Source organism: Bartonella sp. Raccoon60 (genome assembly GCF_002022585.1).
Taxonomy (GTDB): domain Bacteria; phylum Pseudomonadota; class Alphaproteobacteria; order Rhizobiales; family Rhizobiaceae; genus Bartonella; species Bartonella rochalimae.
On record NZ_CP019786.1, the window covers coordinates 679,079 to 702,670 of the forward strand.

At 33.8% G+C, this 23,592-nt stretch carries 24 protein-coding genes, 2 tRNA genes and 4 pseudogenes; 14 read left to right on the forward strand and 16 right to left on the reverse strand.

The genetic code is table 11. The features are described 5' to 3' along the window. Nucleotides 1-208 precede the first annotated feature (208 nt). The 4 genes from Bra60_RS03005 to Bra60_RS07735 all read left to right on the forward strand — a co-directional run bounded on the left by Bra60_RS03005 (nt 209) and on the right by Bra60_RS07735 (nt 1,467). Nucleotides 209-284 (forward strand) — tRNA-Lys (locus Bra60_RS03005). 157 nt (nt 285-441) lie between these two features. Beyond that, entirely contained in the window at nt 442-582 is a 141-nt protein-coding gene (locus Bra60_RS07130; protein ID WP_153300877.1) for a hypothetical protein, read from the forward strand. A 134-nt stretch (nt 583-716) separates the two neighbouring features. Further along, nucleotides 717-845, forward strand: a complete 129-nt coding sequence (locus Bra60_RS07680; RefSeq protein ID WP_256363462.1) for a hypothetical protein — start codon at nt 717-719, stop codon at nt 843-845. A gap of 397 nt (nt 846-1,242) precedes the next feature. Further along, nucleotides 1,243-1,467: a Tn3 family transposase gene (locus tag Bra60_RS07735; RefSeq protein ID WP_078674095.1), complete on the forward strand. Its 225-nt coding sequence runs from the start codon at nt 1,243-1,245 to the stop codon at nt 1,465-1,467. Between the two features lie 110 nt (nt 1,468-1,577). Here the strand turns inward: Bra60_RS07735 and Bra60_RS03015 are convergent. From Bra60_RS03015 to Bra60_RS03030, 4 genes are all read right to left on the reverse strand, one after another. Further along, a tRNA-Ser gene (locus Bra60_RS03015) sits at nt 1,578-1,667 on the reverse strand. Between the two features lie 417 nt (nt 1,668-2,084). Beyond that, entirely contained in the window at nt 2,085-2,411 is a 327-nt protein-coding gene (locus Bra60_RS03020; RefSeq protein WP_078698060.1) for a hypothetical protein, read from the reverse strand. Beyond that, the gene (locus tag Bra60_RS03025; RefSeq protein ID WP_035005797.1) at nt 2,389-2,733 is read right to left on the reverse strand and encodes a hypothetical protein; all 345 of its coding nucleotides are present in this window, start codon (nt 2,731-2,733) and stop codon (nt 2,389-2,391) included. The genes Bra60_RS03020 and Bra60_RS03025 overlap by 23 nt, the downstream gene beginning before the upstream one ends. A gap of 330 nt (nt 2,734-3,063) precedes the next feature. Beyond that, on the reverse strand, nt 3,064-4,284 hold the full coding sequence (locus tag Bra60_RS03030; RefSeq protein ID WP_153300878.1) for a UbiH/UbiF family hydroxylase: 1,221 nt from the start codon (nt 4,282-4,284) through the stop codon (nt 3,064-3,066). 178 nt (nt 4,285-4,462) lie between these two features. On the opposite strand from Bra60_RS03030, the gene pcsA reads away from it, so the two are divergent. Next, nucleotides 4,463-5,224 carry a phosphatidylcholine synthase gene (pcsA, locus tag Bra60_RS03035; protein WP_078688567.1) on the forward strand — a complete coding sequence of 254 codons (762 nt, stop codon included), beginning with the start codon at nt 4,463-4,465 and terminating at the stop codon, nt 5,222-5,224. An 81-nt stretch (nt 5,225-5,305) separates the two neighbouring features. Here the strand turns inward: pcsA and Bra60_RS03040 are convergent, their stop codons facing one another. From Bra60_RS03040 to Bra60_RS03070, 7 genes are all read right to left on the reverse strand, one after another. Then, complete coding sequence (locus Bra60_RS03040) at nt 5,306-6,118, reverse strand: MBL fold metallo-hydrolase (protein ID WP_078688568.1); 813 nt, start codon at nt 6,116-6,118, stop codon at nt 5,306-5,308. An 8-nt stretch (nt 6,119-6,126) separates the two neighbouring features. Beyond that, complete coding sequence (locus tag Bra60_RS03045) at nt 6,127-6,900, reverse strand: TatD family hydrolase (protein ID WP_078688569.1); 774 nt, start codon at nt 6,898-6,900, stop codon at nt 6,127-6,129. 8 nt (nt 6,901-6,908) lie between these two features. Continuing rightward, entirely contained in the window at nt 6,909-8,450 is a 1,542-nt protein-coding gene (gene metG, locus Bra60_RS03050; RefSeq protein ID WP_153300879.1) for a methionine--tRNA ligase, read from the reverse strand. Between the two features lie 65 nt (nt 8,451-8,515). Continuing rightward, on the reverse strand, nt 8,516-9,571 hold the full coding sequence (locus tag Bra60_RS03055; protein WP_078698061.1) for a DNA polymerase III subunit delta': 1,056 nt from the start codon (nt 9,569-9,571) through the stop codon (nt 8,516-8,518). Next, nucleotides 9,568-10,209: a dTMP kinase gene (gene tmk / locus Bra60_RS03060; protein WP_078688571.1), complete on the reverse strand. Its 642-nt coding sequence runs from the start codon at nt 10,207-10,209 to the stop codon at nt 9,568-9,570. The genes Bra60_RS03055 and tmk overlap by 4 nt, the downstream gene beginning before the upstream one ends. A 42-nt stretch (nt 10,210-10,251) precedes the next feature. Beyond that, nucleotides 10,252-11,424, reverse strand: a complete 1,173-nt coding sequence (locus Bra60_RS03065; protein ID WP_078688572.1) for a D-alanyl-D-alanine carboxypeptidase family protein — start codon at nt 11,422-11,424, stop codon at nt 10,252-10,254. A gap of 103 nt (nt 11,425-11,527) precedes the next feature. Beyond that, the gene (locus Bra60_RS03070; RefSeq protein WP_078698062.1) at nt 11,528-12,415 is read right to left on the reverse strand and encodes a septal ring lytic transglycosylase RlpA family protein; all 888 of its coding nucleotides are present in this window, start codon (nt 12,413-12,415) and stop codon (nt 11,528-11,530) included. 670 nt (nt 12,416-13,085) lie between these two features. Here Bra60_RS03070 and Bra60_RS03075 point away from each other — a divergent pair. The 4 genes from Bra60_RS03075 to parE all read left to right on the forward strand — a co-directional run bounded on the left by Bra60_RS03075 (nt 13,086) and on the right by parE (nt 17,776). Next, on the forward strand, nt 13,086-13,733 hold the full coding sequence (locus tag Bra60_RS03075) for a LemA family protein (RefSeq protein WP_078688574.1): 648 nt from the start codon (nt 13,086-13,088) through the stop codon (nt 13,731-13,733). Beyond that, entirely contained in the window at nt 13,734-14,585 is an 852-nt protein-coding gene (locus Bra60_RS03080; RefSeq protein ID WP_078688575.1) for a TPM domain-containing protein, read from the forward strand. It abuts the gene before it with no gap. Nucleotides 14,586-14,865: 280 nt separating this feature from the next. Further along, entirely contained in the window at nt 14,866-15,603 is a 738-nt protein-coding gene (gene lipB, locus Bra60_RS03085) for a lipoyl(octanoyl) transferase LipB (protein ID WP_078688576.1), read from the forward strand. Nucleotides 15,604-15,697: 94 nt separating this feature from the next. Beyond that, nucleotides 15,698-17,776, forward strand: coding sequence for a DNA topoisomerase IV subunit B (gene parE / locus Bra60_RS03090; protein ID WP_078698063.1), 2,079 nt, complete (start codon nt 15,698-15,700; stop codon nt 17,774-17,776). Nucleotides 17,777-17,793: 17 nt separating this feature from the next. On the opposite strand, the gene recJ is transcribed toward parE, so the two are convergent. Then, a complete protein-coding gene (gene recJ, locus Bra60_RS03095; RefSeq protein ID WP_078698064.1) occupies nt 17,794-19,578 on the reverse strand; it encodes a single-stranded-DNA-specific exonuclease RecJ in 1,785 nt (594 codons plus the stop codon). Nucleotides 19,579-19,814: 236 nt separating this feature from the next. Here recJ and rplM point away from each other — a divergent pair, with 236 nt between their 5' ends. Then, on the forward strand, nt 19,815-20,279 hold the full coding sequence (gene rplM, locus Bra60_RS03100) for a 50S ribosomal protein L13 (RefSeq protein ID WP_078688579.1): 465 nt from the start codon (nt 19,815-19,817) through the stop codon (nt 20,277-20,279). Nucleotides 20,280-20,281: 2 nt separating this feature from the next. Further along, nucleotides 20,282-20,767 (forward strand): 30S ribosomal protein S9, encoded by a 486-nt coding sequence (gene rpsI / locus Bra60_RS03105; protein ID WP_035005774.1) that lies wholly within the window; start codon nt 20,282-20,284, stop codon nt 20,765-20,767. Nucleotides 20,768-20,883: 116 nt separating this feature from the next. Here rpsI and Bra60_RS03110 read toward each other — a convergent pair whose 3' ends face one another. The 3 genes and pseudogenes from Bra60_RS03110 to Bra60_RS03120 all read right to left on the reverse strand — a co-directional run bounded on the left by Bra60_RS03110 (nt 20,884) and on the right by Bra60_RS03120 (nt 22,149). Further along, entirely contained in the window at nt 20,884-21,249 is a 366-nt protein-coding gene (locus Bra60_RS03110; RefSeq protein ID WP_035005772.1) for a response regulator, read from the reverse strand. Nucleotides 21,250-21,452: 203 nt separating this feature from the next. Beyond that, nucleotides 21,453-21,879 (reverse strand): annotated as a pseudogene (locus Bra60_RS03115) (phage terminase large subunit); the annotation flags it as partial. Then, nucleotides 21,860-22,149, reverse strand: a pseudogene (locus tag Bra60_RS03120) (hypothetical protein). The pseudogenes Bra60_RS03120 and Bra60_RS03115, both read right to left, overlap by 20 nt. Between Bra60_RS03120 and Bra60_RS03125 the strand changes: the two are divergent. The 3 genes and pseudogenes from Bra60_RS03125 (at nt 22,136) to Bra60_RS03135 (ending at nt 23,193) form a co-directional block, all read left to right on the forward strand. Next, the gene (locus Bra60_RS03125) at nt 22,136-22,636 is read left to right on the forward strand and encodes a hypothetical protein (RefSeq protein ID WP_078688580.1); all 501 of its coding nucleotides are present in this window, start codon (nt 22,136-22,138) and stop codon (nt 22,634-22,636) included. The pseudogene Bra60_RS03120 and the gene Bra60_RS03125 sit on opposite strands and share 14 nt — an antisense overlap. Before the next feature lie 109 nt (nt 22,637-22,745). Beyond that, nucleotides 22,746-22,874 (forward strand): annotated as a pseudogene (locus Bra60_RS07545) (type II toxin-antitoxin system RelE/ParE family toxin); the annotation flags it as partial. 10 nt (nt 22,875-22,884) lie between these two features. Then, nucleotides 22,885-23,193, forward strand: a complete 309-nt coding sequence (locus Bra60_RS03135; RefSeq protein WP_078688581.1) for a HigA family addiction module antitoxin — start codon at nt 22,885-22,887, stop codon at nt 23,191-23,193. Nucleotides 23,194-23,295: 102 nt separating this feature from the next. Here the strand turns inward: Bra60_RS03135 and Bra60_RS03140 are convergent. Continuing rightward, a pseudogene (locus Bra60_RS03140) lies at nt 23,296-23,532 on the reverse strand (type II toxin-antitoxin system RelE family toxin); the annotation flags it as partial. Nucleotides 23,533-23,592: the final 60 nt, after the last annotated feature.

The following is a 23,592-nucleotide window of genomic DNA, read 5'->3' on the forward strand; positions in this document are numbered from 1 at the left end:
ATACATATTTAAGCTATTTTCCTAGCAATTAATATAATATTATAATTTATCTTCTAAATTAAAAGAGAATGAAAAAAGTTTATAAGAAATAAATAGAATTTTAATAAATAAAATTAGAAAATAATATTTTTTTAATAAAGTATTGACCAAATGAAGAGTCAATCGTATGTTCGGTCCAATTTCCATAAGCAAGGTTAACTTGTTTGGGGAGCGCGTAGCTCAGCTGGTAGAGCAACTGACTTTTAATCAGTAGGTCCAGGGTTCGAATCCCTGCGCGCTCACCATATTTAAATAAAATCAACAGGTTATCTAAAAGTTAGGGATTTTTGGTTCCATTGATTTTATTATGTTTTTTCTATTTCATCCCGAACCTTTTTGAAGTTTTTTATTGATTCTATTGCTAGGTGTTTTCTATCCGCTATTTGGGTATAGAGGGAAGGCATGTTATGTCTGGATACCCGTATTGCTGCCCTGGTACGTTATGCCTCAACAGCTAAAACAACAGCGCTTCAGTGCTTACCAGAAAAAAGAAAACTGGTTACGCTTGTTGCATTCTTCTGCTGTATGGAGGTGACGGTGTAGGATGATGCACTTAAATGACTTGAAACACACTCTGGGGTCTGTTCAATGAAGCGATCCAGGTAAATAAACGGAACCACCAATGAACACTTAAAGATCTGGATCGTGCAGCAGAAATACTGGCAAAAGCATGTCGGATGATCCTTGACGACAAGTTACCTGATACTGATATTCGTGATAATATCTTCAATACCATTTCCGAATATGTACTGAAACATGCTGTAAATAATGTGACATCACTTGTTCAATCTGCTAATAACGTTTAACTTTTAATGAGTAAGAAATGGGAAGCTCTGCGTCCAATAATCTGCTGCTCTCTGGGATTATCATCAGCGCCTAGTGCCACTCTGTCGGCTCATCGCAACAGAACTGGATTCAACATATCGTGATGTGCAGGACCGACTACCGGAAAACTCGACAGTCAGATTTGCAGAGAATGGCGATAAAACTGAGCTGATCTTGAGTCTTCTGAATGCCATTGAAGAAACAGCATCACTGATCGTATTGTGGCAGCGAATGGCCGATATGTTGCCACGCGTTGATTTGCCTGAACTTATACTGAAAATCGATGCCCGAATCCATTTCGCCGGTACCTTTACCTATTCATCAGAGCAAAGCTCCCGCGTCTCGGACTGAATATCAGCATCTGTGCAATGCTGATGGCTGAAGCCTGTAACACCGGTCCGGAGCCATTTATTACGTAATGATGTCGCGGCACTAGAGCGTGACCGCCTGACCTGGACAGACAGCAATTATATCAGAGACGAAACGATTCGAGAAGCAAACGCCATTCTGGTCGCAGCACAAAATAGCGTTCCACTGGTAAATATCTGGGGTGATGGTGAGATGGCGTCAATAAAAAGAACAAAAAACGAGATTGATTCGTAATAGATTTTAGAAAAAAATATGAGATCCTATTCCCTAACCTTTATTTAAGAATCCTGCACCTTAAAAAAACACATGTAAAATCAGTATGTTATAGCACGATAAAAGTGCTATGGCGGAGGGGGTGGGATTCGAACCCACGGTACAGTTCCCTGCACGCCGGTTTTCAAGACCGGTGCCTTAAACCACTCGACCACCCCTCCAAAGTAAATACAACCTTGTTCAAAGAGCAATATACTTTTTACAAGGTTCTTTTAAAAGGTCAATGACCTAAATTTATTTCTAAACATTTTAATTAAATTGTTTTAAATATTTTTATCAAAATGAATAAGCATCATCAATATAATAATACTTTTGAATCTTAATTGTAAATTTGGATATTAGAAAACAGGAAAGGGGAGGAGAGTTGTTAATATTTTATAACATTTGCTACGAGAAAATACAGAAAACGCATAATGCCTTAATAAATATCAATTAACATGTTTGTAATATATAATGAGATAACTTATTAAAATAAAAATCTATAATGATGAAATAAAATGATAATATAAAGAAAAGAATTAATTCATATATAATATAAATAATTAAATTTTTATCATCACAAAACTTTAAAAAAATAATTATTGAAAAGTATTACAATTATCTAAAAACTTAAAAATAATACTAATAATGATACCTATTACTGATCCTATTGTAACACCAATTATTATTCCGGCGGGAAGTGTTAGGCGTATACCTATTGCGATAATTGGACCAAATCCTGGAAGAGAAATATAGCCATAATTCGCAAGAATTGCTGCAACTGCTCCTGATAAACTACCATTGAGGGCTCCAATCAATGCTAAATCTTTAATATAATAATAAATTCTTTTCAAAAAACTTCTTCCATAATTTTCTGAATTAATATCACTATAAGCTTTTAAATTAATCATATTTTTTTCTTTCATTTTGAATGCTTATTGTTCCAGAATAATCAATAGATATAAGAAAATAACAGTTTTTAAATTCTGCTAAAGCACGCCAAACACCTTTATCATCTAAACGTAACCGTTTAATATTTCTAAAACCATTTTTTGTAAGATAATTTCTGATTTGTGAAGCGGTAAAAGAGTTTTTTCCTACTTTGCTTGTTTTTTGAAAGACAATATATTTGGATGTTAGATAACAGGGATCGTAGTAAATGTTTATTGGTAAAGCGATAACAGTGGGTGAGATACAAACAATTACCATAAAAAGAATAGTTAATCTCAAACTTTTATTTAATTTCATTGTTTATGTACCATTGATGGGAAAAATTTCCTCAAATATTCACATTTATCTAACTTAACCCTTTTATTCTTAATGAGTTCCCTAATATTTTATTTTCAATACTATTTTATAGAAAATAGTAAGATTGTTTTCGTTTTAACAAATTGTATGAGCGTTTATTTTAATGCGCGCGCATTTATATATTAGTTTTTATTTATGAAAAAAACTTTTTAAAGATTTTCTAGCTCTTAAAGCTTATATTAATAATGAGAAAAAATTAAAGATTTTCATTTTTATATGGTTAGACTTGTATTTAGAAGAGTAAAATATATTTCTTCATTACTCAATAATCTAATTATTAATTGACTTGGTTGTGAACATATTCATAATTGTTTTAGAGCCATAACCATAATCCATTCCTTCTCTCATAAATAAATGACGTAATGGTGAGCAATTACGTAATAATTCAAGCCCAGCACTGCGTAAAATATGAACAGGTAACATATTGGAGAGTAAGGCATAGCTAAGTGTATGAACGAAACCACTTCGAATAAATATATCAGATTTACGATGTTGATTATAATTCGCAGTAATTTCTTTTAAAGCAGCAGTAGATACTCCATCGGGTATGAGATCAACCAAAGTTTGAATATCACGTACCCCTAAATTAAATCCCTGTGCACCAATGGGAGGAAAAACATGAGCTGCTTCACCAACTAAAATTATTCTATTAGCAGCAAAAAGATCAGGAATAAGACCTAAAAGAGGCCATGTTTGAATCTTAGTTTCTATTTTTATTTCACCAAGAATTGCTTGCATTTGATTTTCAATCATTGTTGCAACCTCTTCTAATTCCATATTCAAAAGCTCTTTAGCACGAGAAGGGCTACCAATCCATACAAGACTAGATTTATTACCTGGTAAAGGAACTTGCGTAAAAAGACCATCTTTTGTATAAAATTCAGTTGATATATTTTGATGAGGTAAATTATGTAAAAAATTAAAAACAAGTGCTATTTGTGGGTAATTCCATTGTTTGATATTAATTCCAGCCGCTGCTCTTGTCGGAGAAGAACGTCCATCAGCAGCAACAACAAGTGGTGCTTTAATAACTTCTTCGTCTTCAAGAATAATGCAAATATGATCTTTTTGATGACTAAAATCTTTTACTAAAGAAAAAAACCTTGTAATATTTGGTGTATGTTTAATAGTATTGGTTAAAGCGTCATTTAATTTTAAATTAGGTATATTATAACCGAAAGCTTTTTCACCAATTTCAACGGAGTGAAAGTTTACAGTAGGGGCTCGTATAATCTGAGATGTTATATCAATAATTCTAATTGAAGATAAAGCTGCTGCATGACATTTAAGAGTATCCCAAATATTGAGGGTTTGCAGCATATGAATTGTAGGCATCATAAGAGCAGTTGTTCGTAATTCATCTCTTTTAGCAGGTGGACCAATCAAAGATACAGAATGCCCTTTGCGAGCAAGATTAAGTGCTGCCAACATACCGATTTGGCCAGCACCAATGACGGCAATATTTTGATGCATATTTTTTTTAGATATCAAGATTGTTTAAGCCTTTTTAATATTAATTGTTATAACATCTTCACATAAATTATATCTTATTATATTACCTAAATAAATATAAAGTAGTTATCTTGTACTCTTTTTAGATATCAGTCATAAAATAAACAGAGATAGCATTTTAAAAAATGAATAAAGGCTCTAATTAGGATAGAAAACCTTGAAACCTAAGACTAAAATCAATAGGGATAGCTTATATCCAAAAATAATAACAGTATTGCAAGTAAAAGCATTTTCTGTTCATTTATTAACAGCCTCAGGCTCATTTTTGGCGTTTCTCTCTCTAATATCTGCATCCGAAAAAGAATGGGTCTCTATGTTTTTCTGGCTTGGACTTGCTCTTTTTATTGATGGTATTGATGGGCCAATTGCACGTAAATTAGACATAAAATGTGTACTTCCAACCTGGTCTGGTGAAATACTAGACAATATTATTGATTACATAACTTATGTTTTAATTCCGGCATTTGCGCTTTATCAAAGTGGTTTTATGAATCCTAGACTATCATTTATATTAAGCGCCGTTATCATCATTTCATCAGCTATTTATTACGCAGATACTGGAATGAAAACTGAAGAAAATTTTTTTAAAGGATTTCCTGTAGTTTGGAATATGATAGTGTTTATGCTTTTTGTACTAAGACCGGGGGAATATGTTACTTTCATTATTATTTCTTTATCGGCAATTATATCTTTTTTACCTATTTATTTTATCCATCCAGTGAGAGTTATCCGATTACGTGTGCTTAATTTTCTAATTTTTCTTATATGGTGCTGTTTTGGTATAGCTGCACTTTTTCACCAGCTAAATGCTCCAAATTGGATTAAAATTGGAATTTCAATCTCTGGTTTTTACATTTATTGCATTGGTGCTGTTATGCAATTTTTTCCAAAATTAGGTGTAAAAAATAAGAAAAAATAAGAAAGCAATTATTCTTATATTAATTTTAATGAATTAAAGTTCCATAATATATATTATGCGATAATTTATAAAATATCCGTCTTATAGTACATTTGTTTCAAAAGTAAGTCCTTGATACGCTGGCTCAACATGTGCTGGGACATAATTTACAACATCATTATAATCAAGCGAGTTATCCATATGTGTTAATATAGCCCGTTTTGGTTTCAAATATTTTATCCAATATAATGCTTGATCAACTGAAAAATGGCTTGGATGAGGCTTAAATTGAAGAGCATCAATAATTAAAACATCTAAATTCATAAGGCCTGATAGTGTTTCTTCAGGAAATTCGCTAACATCTGTGCAATAAGCAACATTACCAATACGAAAACCCAAAGAATGAGTGGGGCCATGAATTTGTAAATGTGCCTTTAAAATAATGTCTCCACCCTCCCCTTGGATTCTAAACTCACTTTTTTCACATATAAGATTTTCTTTTAAGATAGGTAAATAATGTGATCCTTTTGGCGTTTGAAAACAATAACCAAAAGCTTTATTAAGGTGTTTTAACGTAAAAGCATCTGCATAAATATCTATTAAACATTTTTGTGCAAGAGCATAGCTGCGTAAATCATCAATACCGTGAGTATGATCTGCATGGAAATGCGTATAAACAGCAGCATTAAGATGACTAACACGCGCATTAATCATTTGTGAACGAAAATCTGGACCAGTATCAATAATGGCTGTTGTTTTCATTCCTAATTTATGAATTCGTTCAACTAATAAAGAAGTTCTATAGCGTTTATTTTTAGAATTATTTGAATCACAAGCTCCCCAATAACCATTAGGACGTGGTACTCCTGGTGATGAACCGCAACCCAATATTGTAAAACGATATCGATGACACATTTTTTGCTCTATTTCATTTTACTAAACAAACGAAAAGCATTCTGCGTTGTTATTTGTATTGTTTCTTCAATGCTTAAATTAATAGTTTTAGCAAGAACAGTAGCTGTATGATACAAAAAAGATGGCTCATTTGTTTTACCACGATAAGGAACAGGTGCTAAAAACGGAGCATCTGTTTCAATCAATAAGCGCTTATGAGGAACAATCTTTGCTATTTCACGAATTTCAGAAGCATTCTTGAAAGTAAGAATACCTGAAAAAGATATATAGCCACCAAGTTCAATACCGGCATGAGCAAGCTGCATTCCAGAAGAATAACAATGAAGAATAAATGGAAAACATTTTTCTTTTATTTTCTCACGTAATATTTGTTCCATATCTAAATCAGCATTACGCGAATGAATCACAAGAGGTAATTGTGTTTCTTGAGAAGCAATAATATGCTTTATAAAATTTTTCTTTTGCTCTTGAGGCGAAGAATAATTGTAATGATAATCAAGTCCAGATTCACCAAATGCAACGATTTTAGGATGCCTTGATAAATGAATAAGATTTTCAACTTGAATATTTTGTTCTTCATGTACATAGTTAGGATGAGTTCCAACAGAACAAAAGACTTGATCATAAGTTTGTGTAATTTCTAAAAGCTTATCGAGCTTATGAGAATGTGTCGAAATTGTTATCATGCGTCCAACATTAGCAGCTAGAGCTCGCTGGATAATTCCACTCAAGTCTTGTGAAAAATCCTCAAAATCAAGATGGCAGTGCGTATCAATTAACATTGTTAATATCAGCTTTCTTTAGAAATATAACGAGGGAAAATTGGTACTGGTGGTGGAAGTACTGTCTCCTCTTTAATTTTTAAATCACTAATATGATGCAATAATCGATCCTCTTCAGCAATTGCAAGACTATCAAGAAGTTTAGTTGCTGATTGTGGAATGAAAGGTAAAAGCATGATCCCTATTCGCCGCAAAACCTCTAAAGTTGTATAGAGAACTGTAAAAAACCTTTCTGGATTATTTTTACGCAAACTCCAAGGCTCTTCATTAGAAAAATAACGATTGGCATCTGCTACAACTGAAAAAATAGCCGAAAGTGCTGAATGTGGGGCCTGATTTGACATAGTTTGGCGGACAACTTCAAGCACTTGAAGAGATTGTTTCAACAGTTGTTCATCTTGAATTAGAAATGCAGCTGGCGTAGGAACTTTCATATTACAATTTTTTTCAACCATAGATAAAGAACGTTGCGCTAAATTACCAAGATCATTAGCAAGATCAGCATTAATGCGATTTACAAAATTATCATGATTGCAACTACCATCTTGTCCAAATGGTACTTCACGAAGAAAAAAATAACGTACTTGATCAAGTCCATAACGATCAACCATTTCAAAAGGATCAACTACATTTCCAATAGACTTTGACATTTTAGCACCGCGATTAAGTAAAAATCCGTGTGCGAAAATTCGTTTAGGTAATTCAATTTCAGCAGACATTAAAAATGCTGGCCAATAAATTGCATGAAAACGAGTAATGTCTTTACCAATAATATGGACATCTGCAGGCCAAAAATTACGTTTTTCCGAAGTCTCATTGAAAAAATCAATTCCAGTAAGATAATTTGTTAGTGCATCAACCCAAACGTACATTACATGTTTTGGATTTCCCGGAACACGAATGCCCCAATCAAAAGTTGTTCGTGAAATGGAAATGTCTTTCAGGCCTGATTTAACAAAACTTATAATTTCATTGCGTCGCTCATTAGGCCCAATAAAATCAGGATATTTTTCATAATGTTGAAGAAGTGCTTTTTCATAACGTGAAAGTCTGAAAAAATAACTTTCTTCTTCATTCCATTCAACTGGAGATCCTAACTCTTTCTCACGACGAACTCCTTCTTGATCAACTTCGGTATCTTTCTCTTCATAGTAAGATTCTTGACGAACTGAATACCAACCAGCATAACAACCAAGATAAATATCACCTTTAGCTTCCATTTTTTTCCAAAGTTCTTGACAAGCTTTATGATGCCGTTCTTCCGTTGTGCGAATAAAATCATTATTAGAGCAATTAAGCACTGCAAGCATTTTTTGAAAAACAGCACTGTTGCGATCTGCAAGTTGTTGAGGTGTTATATTTAACATTTCTGCTGTTTGTTGCATCTTTAGACCATGTTCATCCGTACCAGATAGAAAAAATACATTTTTTCCATCAGCTTTTTGAAAACGAGCCAAAGTATCACTTACAATTGCGTTATAGGCATGTCCAATATGCGGAGCACTATTGGGATAAAAAATTGGAGTCGTTATATAGTATATGTCACGCATAATTATACTCATTTTGTAAAATATAACCAAAGAATATAGTGACATAATGTTTGTTCATAACATTGTCACGGAAAAAACTTATTTTCATAAACAATCTCATGAATTTTAAAAAGAAGATTAATCACAAATTGCTTTTTATCAAGATTAAATGATTGCATTTCTATCATTGCTTGAAAAATATTTTGCCACATTTGCGCATACTTTTTTGATAAATGAATAGCTCCCTCTTCTACTAACTTAAGAGCTTTTTTGTGAATTATATCAAGAATTTCATTACAAAACTGTTGAAATTGTATCTCCGCATCAGATGATGAAAGCGCTTGAGCAAAATTATGCACAATAACAGGATTACAAATAGATTGCTCTAAGAGCTGATTAATAGTTTGAATAACTTCAAGCCCATCATAACAAAGAAGTAATGCTGCTTTTCGAAGACTTCCCCGAGATTTGTGAATAATTGTTTCAATATTTTGCGGATTAGTTAATACCTGATTGGAAAAAAAATGTGAAATAGCTTTTTGCATTTCATCCTTATGTAAAGGTCTTAGGGAGATTTTTTGACAACGTGAACGAATTGTTGGAAGCAATTTGCCTAAAGAATGCGAAATAATAATAAATAAAGTTTTTGTTGGAGGCTCTTCAAGCATTTTAAGAATAGCGTTTGTAGCATTTTTATTCATATCATCTGCAGAATCAATAATGATAATGCGCCATAAGCTATCTTGAAACGTTTGATTTAAAAAATGCTTGATATCGCGGATATCATCAACTGTGATACCTGTTTTGAACTTTTTTGTTTTTGTATTAAAACGACGTGAGACATGTATAATACTGGGATGACTACCCTGCTTAATTTGGCGCCATATAATTGAATCTTGTTCTGGTTGTAAAAATTTATCTTTTTGAGAATTTAAAATATTCCAAGCAAAGTGAAATGCTAACGTTGCTTTTCCTATCCCACGTTCTCCTTCAAATAATAGCGCATGATGCAGCCGCCCTTCTCTAAGCATTTGTTCTAAAAAATGACGAGCCTCTTCATGGCCAATGAGAATATTATTCTGTGAAGGTGATAAAATGCCGTCAATATCATCATATTGACATAAAAAATTTATACCATTCATGGAAAAGCCGGTAGTAACTGATGACAAATATCTTTTATCTGATCCGCAATTACTTCAACTGCGCATGTACCATCAATAACTTGAAATCTATGGGGTTCATGTTTCGCTAATTCAAGAAAAGCTTGGCGTCTTTGCTCTTGAATAGCGAGATCATCTTTTTCAAAATAATCAATTTTTTCTATTTTTCTTCTTCGTAAGTTTACACGCTCTATACCAAGTTTTGCGGGTATATCTAATAAAAACGTTAAATCAGGTTTTATTCCCTTCATACCAATATGTTCTAAAATAGAAAAAATATGTGCATCCACTCTATTATTTATCCCTTGATAAACACGTGTAGAATCAATAAATCGATCACATAAAACAATTTTTCCAGCTTGCAAAGAAGGCATAATGATTTCAGAAACATGATCGGCACGTGCTGCTGTAAATAAAAACGTTTCAATAAATGACCCATATTGTGCTACACTACCTGATAATAAAATATAGCGTATTGCTTCTGCGCCTGCTGTTCCTCCAGGTTCACGTGTTATAATAACATCATAACCTTTTCTACCTAAATATTGAGCAAGCAAAGAAATTTGTGTTGTTTTTCCTACACCTTCTCCTCCTTCAAATGTAATAAAGTAGCCTGACATGTATGAATCTCTTAATTCCTTATTTTTGTGCATGTTTGCTCATTATAAATATTTTCGTAACCATCCAATTGTTATTTCATGAAATGCATCTTTTACTTTTACAAAAAAATTTCCTTTTTGAACATCTGCTCCAGCCCAAATTAATTTTTCAACAAGAAGTTGTTTATCTGAAAAAATTTGAATAATACCAACTTTTTGTCCTGTAGTGACGGGAGCTTTTAATGGGCCATGATACTGAATTATTGCGTTAACATCATTAAAATTTTTTTGCTTTAAAAGCATAAAACTTATCGGCTCTTTAACATTAAGCGGAACAGAATTTTGTGCTCCACCATAAACAGAAGCATAACCAACCACCTCATCTCTTGTAAAAACTGTTTTAAGATCAAAAGCTGTCATAGCCCATTCAAGAATGCGCTTTACTTCTTTTGTACGCTCTTGTTTATTTTGCAGACCGTTAATTGCAAGAAAAATACGTTGCTGATTATTATAAGCAGAAATAACAGTTGAAAAACCTACTTCTTCACTATAACCAAAACCTAGCCCCTCTATTTTTACATCATTTTCTTGAAAAATAAGGGAATTTTTATTGCGCTGAGTGATCTTATTCCAAGTAAAATTAGGCTCACGATAAAGAGCATAATAATCAGGATATTCACGAGCAATATGGCGTACTAATGTAATTATATCACGTAAGGTTGTAAATTGTCCTTTTTCAGGCAGCCCTGTTGCATTAACAAAATGGCTGTGTAGCAATCCAAGCGTTTTAGCTCTTTTATTCATCAATTTTGCAAAATTAGCCTCATTACCGGCTATTCCTTCAGCCAGAATAATAGCTGCATCATTTCCATTAACAATAACAAGGCCATGCAAAAGATCAAAAATACTAATTTCCGTTTTTTCCTTTGCAAACATAGTGGTTGTACCGGAAGGCGCCCCTCCTTTTCGCCAAGCATTTTCACTAACTTTAAATTTTTGTGTTTTATTTAAAAATCCTTTTTTGAGTTGATAAAAAACCACTTCAGCTGTCATTAATTTTGCTAATGAAGCAGGAAAAAAAACAATATCACTTTGTTTTTCAAAAAGTATTGTATCTGTATTGTCATCCAATATCAGCAATTGCAATGCAGATGTTTGAAACTTTTTTGTTTGTCCTTGTTCATTGAATATTAATATCCAAGTTAAGGAAAATAAAACCTTCAATAACAGATACATGCTGATTCTCCCTCTCTTTTAGAATCAACATAAGGCGGTTTATTACATAAGAAAAGGTTTCTTCTCTTTTTAAATTAAAGCGTTTACAGATTATAAAAATGCTTTAAACACCATTTAATTTACTACGTCTGTTTTTAATAGAAGCAACGTGATAGAATGATGTAGGCTTATCAATCAAAACTGGACCAATTTCCGGCAATCTTATTGAAATAGTTTCATTTTTTTCCTTCTGATTACTCGCATTATAATCATTCGCATTAAAAGTAAACAATGTAATATCTTTTTGTGCCGCTGCGGTATCTAAGATATCTGAAGTATCTGAAAATGCCATAATCATAGGTGGATTATAATTGCCAGGATTATAAGAAGCCATTAAATATTCACTATCATAATTATTAATAGGCGCTTCAGAAATATATTCCACTTTAACATCCGCTATGCCTTGATTTAAATAACCGAGCATTATTGCAGCTTGTTTTGATAGATCAATAATTCTATTCTTCATGTAAGGACCACGATCATTTACTCTAACGATGATAGAGGACCCATTTTTCAAATTAGTAACACGAGCATAGCTAGGTAATGGCATAGTAGGATGTGCTGCAGTTAAAAGATTCATATCATAGACTTCACCATTTGCAGTTGGGCGTCCATGAAAATATGAACCATACCACGATGCCTGCCCAACACGCTGATACGTTGGGTCAGATTCTGGATAGTACCACTTTCCTTTTATTTGGTAAGGCTTACCAATAACAACTCCTTTTGCAACTTTGTTTTTTAATTTATTCTGTTTCTGTCCATTTAAAATTCTTTCAGGCACAGAAATAGCTTTAGCCTTTACAACTTTATTATTATCAACATTTTTTGTTGAAAGCTGCATTATTGGATTTGCACAAGCTGTTAACAATTGAGTGAAAACTACTATAAAAATAAATCGAAATATTAATTTAACAGTGAAAATAAATTTTTCTTTGCTATCTAAAAGCATTTATCAACCCGCTTATTTCTATTTTACATTATGTACACAAACAAAACTCTGCATATGAGTTAAGGGAATTAATGCTATGAAAATTCTTATTCCCAAGTGAGTATATATGGTATTATTAAAGTTTACTTTTTATCAAGAGGTTAACAGAACGTTAAAAATATTTATTATTGTATTAGAATAATAAATACTATTTTAAAAAGATAAAATAGTCATTAAAATTTAATAAAATCAATTTATTATAATAGAATTTTGAACAAACTAATCATGATATAATTTATAAAATAAACAGTATATATTTATGTGAATAACTTATAAGTAGTTCTTAATTAAGAGTGCAGACAGACATACTTAACGAATCGGCTTGACAATTTCTTGTTAATTTATACATAGAGTCTATTGAAAAACATTATTGATTAAGCGCACAAGAATTCGAGTTGTGGAATTATATGCTATAATGAAATCCATTTACTCATGTTTTTAAAAGCCTGAACTATTTAAGGAAGAATTTTTGATGCGTCTCTAAAATGAGCAATATCGATAACAAACATTAAAGATATTAATATTAATATTAATGAGTCAGTTTCAAAACTCAAAATGCTTTGCCATATATAAAATATACCCTATTATAAAATATACCCTATATACGTGAATAAGTTTTCGGAGATATTTTATGCTAGATGTACTAACTACACAACGAACTATAGCTATCTATCCTCAATTAAAAATATTAAAATCATTTTTTATTATTGTTTTTTTAGCGTTTTTAATACCATTTTTAAGCGGATGTGGATTTAATATAATACCAACAAATGAAGAAAAAGCACATGCAGCATGGAGTGAAGTTTTAAACCAATATCAACGCCGTGCAGATCTCGTTCCTAATCTTGTAGAAACTGTTAAAGGTTATGCATCACATGAGAAAAACGTACTTTCTGATGTTATCGAAGCACGTGCAAAAGCAACGCAAACAACTATTAATGCTGATATGTTAAATAACCCAGAAATTATGCAACAATATCTCAATAATCAAGCAAATTTATCAAGTGCTCTTTCACGTCTGGTGGCTATTGTTGAAAATTATCCTGATCTTAAAGCAAATCAAAATTTTTTAGCTCTTCAATCACAATTAGAGGGAACTGAAAATCGTATTTCTATCGCCCGCCGTGATTATATTGAAGCAGTACGCGTGTACAATACTGCACTCAAAACAATGCCAACAATGATTTGGGCAAAGTTATGGTTTCGCGATGCAAAATCTATGCAAACATTTACAATTGATAGTAATGCTCAACAAACACCGCGGGTTAATTTCAATTAAATGATACCATTTCGATATTCTATTCAACGTAGTATTATTTTAGTTTTTTTAGCTTGTACAAGCTTTTTATATTTAATTATTACGTTGAATGATATTGCCTATTCGCAAATCTCATTTCCTCATTTAACTGGTCACGTTAGTGACACAGCTCACTTACTTGACCATACAACAATAAAAAATTTGACAACAAAACTCTCTGCTTTAGAAGAGCAAACAGGTGATCAAATTGTTATTGTAACTGTTCCTACTCTTTCTGGAATTGATATCGAAACCTATAGTAATTTACTTTTCCGTAAGTGGGCCCTAGGTCAAAAGAAGATGAATAATGGTGTCTTACTTGTTATTGCTCCAAACGAACGTGAAGTACGTATTGAAGTAGGCTATGGTTTAGAAGGAGAATTAACAGACGCGGTTTCTTCAGTCATTATTAATAATTTTATTCTTCCTAATTTTCGTAATAAGAATTATCAACAAGGTATCATCGAAGCAATCAACGCAATAACCAAAATTATTATAGAAAATGATTCTGATTTTATTTCCCGAATCAAGGAAAAAGCTAAAGCCATTGAAATACAGCGTAAACAAGAAAAACAAGAAGAAATGATATTTAATACAATTATATTTTTAATTTTTTTTATAGTGATTGGTTTACCTATTTTAGCAATGATTTTTGGCCAAAAAGTAGGTCCACAAAAATATCGTTGGATGGGAATCATTTTTACTCTTTGGTTTATCAATTTGAGTATTGATGGTAAACGCTCTGATAATATATTCAGAAGACATTCAAATAGGGGCGGTTTTAAAGGTGGAGGAGGCTCATCAGGTGGAGGTGGTGCATCAGGAAGATGGTAAAGTATCTTTAATACAGATTAATCACTTCTATATTAAATAGAATAACTTTTTAAAAACAATAATATAACAAAAAATGACAAATTAAATTATGAATTAAAAAGTTCTTAGTCATTTTAAGATTTTATTAGACTATAATAATTCAAAATAATAGAGTTTATTTTTATGACTTTAAGAAAAAATATCTACACCGTCCATTTTTCATTTTCATTTTAATAAACAAACCTATATCGTATCTTGTTACTTACTAATAAAAAACCAAATAACTTCAGATATATTTTTAATGATATCTAAATTGAAACATACTGATCGCAATTATTTATTACATCATTTTAAAGCGACTCACAATGCTTCACCAGTTGAGTGGAAAATAAGTGATAGCTTAATCGAATATCCTGAAGCATTATGCTATATGCAAGAACGCGTAGAGAATATTTCCGCAAAAACTGCATATGAGCAAGTTTGGCTTCTTGAACACCCTCCCCTTTATACAGCAGGAACAAGTGCTCAACAAAAAGATTTATTAGCTCCTCATTCTCTTCCTGTATATAAAGCTGGTCGTGGTGGTGAATTTACATATCATGGTCCAGGACAACGTGTTGCTTATGTTATGCTTGATCTTAAACGTCGAAAACAAGATATACGTGCTTTTATTAGTGCACTAGAACAGTGGATCATACAAACACTTGCACAATTTAATATTAAAGGAGAACGTCGCGAAGATCGAGTTGGTGTTTGGGTTATTCGGCCTGATCGCCCACTGACACTAAACGGAACGTTTGCTGAAGATAAAATTGCTGCTATTGGTATTCGTATACGTAGATGGGTAAGCTTTCATGGCATTTGTATTAATATCGATCCCGATTTATCTCACTATACAGGAATTGTTCCCTGTGGAATTGCAAATCACGGTGTAACAAGTTTACTGGACCTAGGTTTACCTATAACAATGCATGATGTTGATATTGCTATGAAACAAGCTTTTGAACAAATTTTTGGTCCGACAATTGATATTTCCTAAGTGCATTGATTTTTAACTAAAAAACGGGCATAAAATTTAATTCTGATTAAAGGTTTATTTATACAATTTAAACTTAGATAGACGATCGAGTGATATGAGCGATAATAATAAAGATCTTTTTAGTATTTTAAATAATGCTCAGTCCCGCATAGAAGCAAAAGAGAAAAATAAGCCAATTTCAGTAACCACACAAGAAACATCTCGGTCAATTTCTACCTCTGCTTCCAAAAATGATATAAAAAAAGATGAGTATAACGCCTTATCTATCCGAGTACTCGAAGGTTTAGAGCCTGTACGCTTACGACCTGGAATGTATATTGGTGGAACAGATAGCAAAGCGCTTCATCATTTATTTTCTGAAATTATCGACAACGCAATGGATGAAGCTGTCGCTGGTTATGCCGATTTAATTGATGTCTCATTGGATGAGCAAGGTTATTTAACAGTTACAGATAATGGACGTGGAATCCCTGTTGAAAATCATCCTCAAATGCCAGATAAATCTACTCTTGAAGTCATTATGACACAACTTCATTCAGGCGCAAAATTTGATGGGAAAGCTTATCAAACCTCTGGTGGATTACATGGAGTAGGCATTTCTGTTGTTAATGCTCTTTCTGATGATATGGAAGTTGAAGTAGCACGAGATCGTAAACTTTATCGTCAACGTTTTTCACGCGGTATTCCTCAATCTGGCTTAGAAAATCTAGGTGATGTTTATAATCGTCGCGGTACGCGCGTCCGCTTTCATCCCGATAGTAAAATTTTTGGTGAGAAAGTAGCCTTTGAACCAGAAAAAATCTATAAGATGGCGCGCTCTAAAGCCTATCTTTTTGGTGGAGTAAAAATTCGCTGGAATTGTGATTCTAAAATGCTTGAAGGTATAAAAAATATTCCTGAAAAAGCTGTTTTTCACTTTCCTGATGGATTAAAAGATTATTTATTATCCTCATTGAAAAATGAATATCGTGTAACATCTGAGGTTTTTTCTGGTAAAACAAAACAGCATGGGGCTCATGGTTCAGTTGAATGGGCTATCGCTTGGTATGGTGGTGATGCTTGCGTACACTCTTATTGTAACACTATTCCAACGGGAGAAGGTGGGACACATGAAGCAGGATTACGACAAGCTCTCTTGCGTAGTCTAAAAGCCTATGCTGAATTAATAGGCAATAAACGTTCTGCTATTATTACTTCCGATGACGTAATGATTTCAGCAATTGCAATCCTTTCAGTTTTCATCAGAGAGCCTGAGTTTGTTGGACAAACTAAAGATCGATTAGCAACAATTGAAGCGCAACGTATTGTTGAAAATGCAATACGCGATCCTTTTGACCATTGGCTTGCTAATTCTCCACAAGAGGCTACAAAACTTCTTGATTGGATTATTGAGCGTGCTGAAGAGCGTGTAAAACGGCGCCAAGATAAAGAAATAAATCGAAAAACGGCTGTACGTAAATTGCGATTACCTGGAAAATTAGCAGATTGTAGTCAAAACTCCGCTGTTGGAGCTGAATTATTCATTGTTGAAGGAGATTCTGCTGGTGGTTCTGCTAAACAAGCACGAAATAGAGTTAATCAAGCAATTTTACCTCTTCGTGGAAAAATATTAAATGTAGCGAGTGCAGCTCGTGAAAAAATGAGTGCAAGCCAAGCAATTAATGATCTTATCCTCGCGCTAGGATGTGGAATACGTTCTAAATATCGTGAAAATGATCTAAGATACGAACGTATCATTATTATGACAGATGCAGATGTTGATGGTGCTCATATTGCATCACTTTTGATTACCTTTTTCTTTCAAGAAATGCCTGATCTTATTCGTCAAGGGCATTTATATCTTGCTGTGCCCCCTCTCTATAGAATATCACAAGGAGGAAAAGTTGCTTATGCGCGTGATGATAACCATAAAGATGAATTATTAAAAACTGAATTTACTGGAAAAGCTAAAATTGAAATTGGACGTTTTAAAGGGCTTGGAGAAATGCGAGCCGAACAACTTAAAGAAACAACTATGGATCCCCAAAAACGCACACTTTTACGTATTGCTATCGATGCAGTTGATATGCAAGAAACCAAAAATACAGTAGAAAGTTTGATGGGAACTAAGCCAGAAGCACGGTTTCGCTTCATCCAAGAAAATTCTACTTTTGCAGATAATTTAGATATTTGATCTTCAAAATATATTGATCAAACCACTGCAGCTGCATCAATAACATGCAATTGTGGGCTGATATTTCCTCTCCAGTGATTTAAACTAAGATTACCAGCTAAATGAATTGTTTTACCAATATTTTCAGAAAGAAACTTACCAAGAGCTGTTCCTACTGCACCAAAAGCTATTCCTTGCAATTTTTCGCCTTCAATATTAGAAATAATAAGACGCAAATGGCCTTTTCCAACTTCATATAAATTAACTAACCGGTGAGAAGGAAAAACAAAAACAGGTGTAGCATTTCCTGAGCCAAAAGGACCAGCTTTTTCAATCATATCAAAAAGATCTTTATTAGCACCAGAAGCAGAAAGAAAACCATCTATACTAAGAGACTTCTCGGCACGTAATTGCGAAACTATTAAAGATATTTTTTCTTCTAACCATTCACGAAAAGCTTCAATTTTGTCTGATTGAATTGTAAATCCTGCAGCCATACTGTGTCCCCCACCCTTTTCTAATAAATTTAGTGCAACGGCTTCATGCACAAGCGCTCCCAAATCTATACCACTAATCGAACGACCTGATCCAATACCACTACCATCTTCCTTCAAAGCTATTATCAAAACAGGACAGAAAAAACGTTCTTTTAAACGGGCTGCAAGAATACCAATGATACCCGGATGCCATCCTTTATGAGCAATTACAAATGATGATGGTATTGTCCTTTCTTGATAAATGGAATCAATATAAGCTTCGGCTTGAGCTAATTGAGTTATCTCCATTTCTTGGCGTTCTTTATTAAGTTGGTCTAGTTGTTGCGCTATTCTATCTGCCTCATCTCTATCGTTACAGCTGAGTAAATATGCCCCTAAGGCCTGATTTCCTATACGTCCTCCTGCATTAATCCTAGGCCCCAATAAAAAACCCAAATGAAAACTATTAAGTGGTTCTCCTATACGTGCAACTTTTGCTAAAGCAGCTATTCCAGGATTATGCATAGAACGAGCCACCTGAAGCCCTTTAACCACAAAAGCACGATTAACGCCTTGTAATGGAACAACATCACATATGGTAGCTAATGCAACAAGATCAAGCATACTTAAAAGATCAGGTAGCGCCCCTTTCCACTTTTTCTCTCGCAATAAACGATTAACCCACATTAATGTAATAAATACAACACCAGCAGCGCATAAATGTCCTTGCTCAGAAAAATCATCAGGACGATTAGGATTAACAAGGGCAACTGCTTCTTCATGAATATTTTCCATTTGATGATGATCTAAAACAATAACATCAGCACCCGCAAGCCTCGCCGCTCTTATAGCATTGGGACTATTTGCACCACAATCAACTGTAATAATTAAATTCGCTCCTTCTTGTACTAATCCTTTCATTGCCTGTTCATTTGGACCATACCCTTCAATAATACGATCAGGAATATAGATTTTTACTATTATACCAAAACAATGTAAAAAACGTGCTAAAAGCGCTGCTGAACAAGCACCATCAACGTCATAATCACCAAAAACAGCAATTTTTTCTTGGTTTATAATAGCTCTAACTAAACGCTCTGCTGCACAATCCATATCTGTAAATTTTTTTGGATTAGGCATTAAAGCGCGCAGTGTAGGATTAATAAAAACCACAGCTTCTGATTCATCAACATTTCTTGCTGCAAGAACCCGAGCAAGCTGGTCTGGTAAACCAAACTTTTGAGAAATGGCACGAGCGTTATTAGTCCTATCCATATCAAGAGCATCAATCCAAGCTTGATTACAAGCAGAAGATTGAATATTAAGTAAATAACGAAATCGTCCCATTACTGCTGATAATACTCCAATAAATAACAAAAATATAATAATGAGTAAATCATTATTGGCACAGTTATTATAACAGCACATTTATATAAGTTTTATTTTCTCTTGACGCAAATCATCAGACATTATATCAAATAAATAGCATATTTGCAGTGTATTTTGTTGTGATAATAATACACAACGCCAAGCAACAAAAAATGCCCTTACTTTCTAAAGGGATTCTTATAAAGGATACTTCTATGGCAACTTTTTCACAAAAGCCAGCTGAAGTGGTGAAAAAATGGGTTATTATTAACGCAGAAAACCTCGTTTTAGGTCGTCTTGCCACGCTCGTTGCTAACCGCTTACGTGGAAAACACAAAGCTACTTTTACTCCGCATGTCGATGATGGAGATAATGTTATTGTTATAAACGCAGATAAAGTAGTTATTACTGGAAAAAAATATACCGATAAAAAATATTATTGGCATACCGGTTATATCGGCGGCATCAAAGAACGCACAGCTCGTCAAATTCTTGAAGGGCATTTTCCCGAACGAGTTATTGAAAAAGCCGTAGAACGTATGATCCCTCGTGGCCCTCTTGGTCGTCGTCAAATGAAAAATTTGCGTGTTTATGCTGGTAGTGAACATCCACATGTAGCACAGCAGCCTGAAATTCTTGATGTAGGTGCTTTAAATTGCAAAAATAAAAGGATTGCTTAGATATGGCTGAACTTAATTCCCTTTCTCAACTTAGTACCGCAACAGGTATTGTAGAATCTAATGAAAATGTTGCTCCCATTCACGTACAAAAACTTGACTCACAAGGACGTGCTTATGCAACAGGCAAACGTAAAGATGCTATTGCTCGTGTATGGATCAAACCAGGATCTGGGAAAATTACTATTAACAATAAAGAATTCGACAAATATTTTGCTCGTCCTGTTCTTAGAATGATTCTTCGTCAACCGATTGTGGCAACCAAAAGGGATACTCAATTTGATGTTGTTGCAACTGTCGCTGGAGGAGGCCTTTCGGGTCAAGCAGGTGCAGTACGGCATGGACTTTCAAAAGCGCTAACTTATTACGAGCCTGCACTCCGCGCTATTTTAAAAAAAGGAGGATTTCTTACGCGTGATAGCCGTGTTGTTGAACGTAAGAAATATGGTAAAGCAAAAGCGCGACGCTCTTTCCAATTTTCAAAACGTTAATTTTTATAATGGTAGATTGAGTTCTTGTTTTCAGTCAGGATTTTTTTATTCAAAACAAATAACTAAAATTATTTATCAAACAGTATTTTTTATTGTTATTATCTAAAATGAGGCTCTTAGTTTAAAAAGGACTTTACCATTGTAATAAAGTGAGGAACAGAAATGGGTTTTGACATGTATTCTTCACACCCACTTGCGCGAATTCGTTCTTCATCTCCTTTCATAGCAAAAGCGGTTACAGCAATAACGGGGATAGATTTGAGTTCTTCATCTTCTTTCAATTGCTTAATAATATCAATCCCTGATACTTCAGGCAATTGAATATCCATGAGAATAAGCGAAGGTTTCGAGGAACGAGCTAGATCTAGCGCAATAAGGCCATTACGCGTTTCAACGGTTTCATAACCACATGCCTCTATAAGATCACGAAATAATTTCATATTAAGTTCGTTATCTTCTACGATCATGACTTTTTTTAACATTCGTATAACTCTCCTACCCTTTCCACATAAAAGGCTATTATATACTAAAATATATTATCACTAAGCAAAGATGATGAAAAACTGTAAACTTTGAGAAATCTAAGTAAATCATGATAGAAGCATTTTTTCATTATCTAGTGTATTACTTATGATACTTTTCTAAACACTAAAAATCTATAATGTTTCTACAATTACATTATTGTCAGCATTTGCCAAGCCATCTCAGTCACCGGTTCGGCTTCATCAACCCAACAAAGCAAAATCCGACCCATTGATTTGATACTCGCTATATTCCGGTCTAATCCAGAAAACTGAAAAACTAATACGACCATCACGCGACTTAATCGATGCCTCTCCGACCTTATAATAGTCCTGTAAAAAATCATACGCTTCTATCGCCCGTTTAATCTCTTCTAATGAACTCTCTGCAAGCGAATTCTGAAACTGTCGTGCACAAAGAAGCGTTCCTGATATACCGGCCATACCAAATTGATACCCCTTTAAAGCGGCCATCAAAGCAAAGGACCTGGTCTTCCCTGATCCTCATCCGCCCCATGCCGCTCTTACAAAAGCATCTCCTGAAAAAATCGGTATAAGCTTCGGGACAATCCTAATCTGTCTTACTGTCATGAACCAAAGGCGCTATTTCTACGCGCCCTATCATCTGAATTGCTCCACCATTCTCACCCGTAACCTGTAACGGTAAAACTTTACCAAGCAATGCCAAATAAGCCGCTGGACAGTTGACAGCTTGCTTTTCTAAATACGAAACCAAACCATCATTCCCTATTTTATTCCCGGCATTCTCAGCGGCTTTAAGCACTGCTTCTTTCAAAATACGCGTCATTTATTCGGAACGCCTTTAACACGGCCACTCCCTGTACCAATGGTAGAAAAAATTAGCTATGCCTTTACAAAAGATAAAAGCAAATGGAAAGAATTAATCGAGAAACGAGAAAAACTTAGAAAACGCATAACAATTAAGAAAAAAAATCAATTTGCCAAACACAATAGAATTGTTTTCTTCCGTGCAACAGCAGGCACTTTCATTATTATATGTCTCATATTAGTCGTTTTTGTATGTCTTCCTGACTCTTTTTCTCCTTATTTGCTAGCGCTAATCATTTTAATGCCTGCTCTTCCTCTTACAGTCTGTATAGCACCAATCCAACGTAGAATACAGGTGCTACCTCTTTCACTTTTAATACAGATAATGCTTTTCTGGTTTCAATTCTACGGCAACTACACAGATAAAAAGACTGTAATCTACATCGTATTTTTTGAAATATTCATGTATACATTATTTAGCTTTTTTCACATAAGATTCACAGCTTCAAAGATCAGAAGAGCAATCCGTAATAAACTTGAACTGCTTGATCTTCTATAAGATATCTGATCTGAAAACTGGCTCCTACATATAATTGGTTAACTAAAGATCGTCACGACCTTCGCCAATACCTCATTCATAATAGCTGTTGGCAAATTTTCTACTTTGATTTAATTTTCATGCTTTGATTGGATTTCATCCTATCCGTTACACTATCCATGTTAATGGACCATGGTGTATTACATTCGAATTTGAGGCATATAATGCCTATCGTGTTGATCTTGAACAATATCATTGAGGACAAAATTATGAATGATTTTCCAGCAAAACGCCATAAAAACCGCTGCCCCTCTCATCCAGGTGATTTATTAGCAGAAATTATTCCAAAAACCGGCAAAACAAAATTGGAAATTGCACAAATGCTTGGTATATCGCGTCAGCATCTTTATGATATCTTGAAGGCAAAAAAATCTATTTCGCCTTCTGTTTCGGCGCGTCTAGGAAAAATGTTTGGTGATGGAGCTGCTGTTTGGTTACGTATGCAAGCAGCTTATGATGCTTGGCACGCTGAACGTGAAACAGATGTCAGTGAAATTCTAACATTCTGTAGCATTTAAAAATAATCTTAAGTGTATTTATCAAATTTAAGCAGTTATAGCGTTGATCAAATTTATTTGGACAATGCTCTAACAATCAAAATATTTTCTGAAAGATTTTCCTTAACCTTTATATATATTTTTTCTATGTCCAACAGCCAAGACTAACACGACAAGCTCTTTATCATAAAGATCACAGAGTATCCTGTAATCTCCTACACGATACCTCCATAAACCTGATAATTGGCCTCTTAACGGCTTACCTATTGCACGCACATCTTCAAGAGAAGCGACATGCTGATCTAAAAAATCAACAATCCGATGTGCTTCTTTTTTATCGCATTTTTTTAAAAAACTGAGAGCTTTTTTTTCATATCAAATGAATCTTTTACATGACTTTTTCCCCCGTCTCAAAGAACG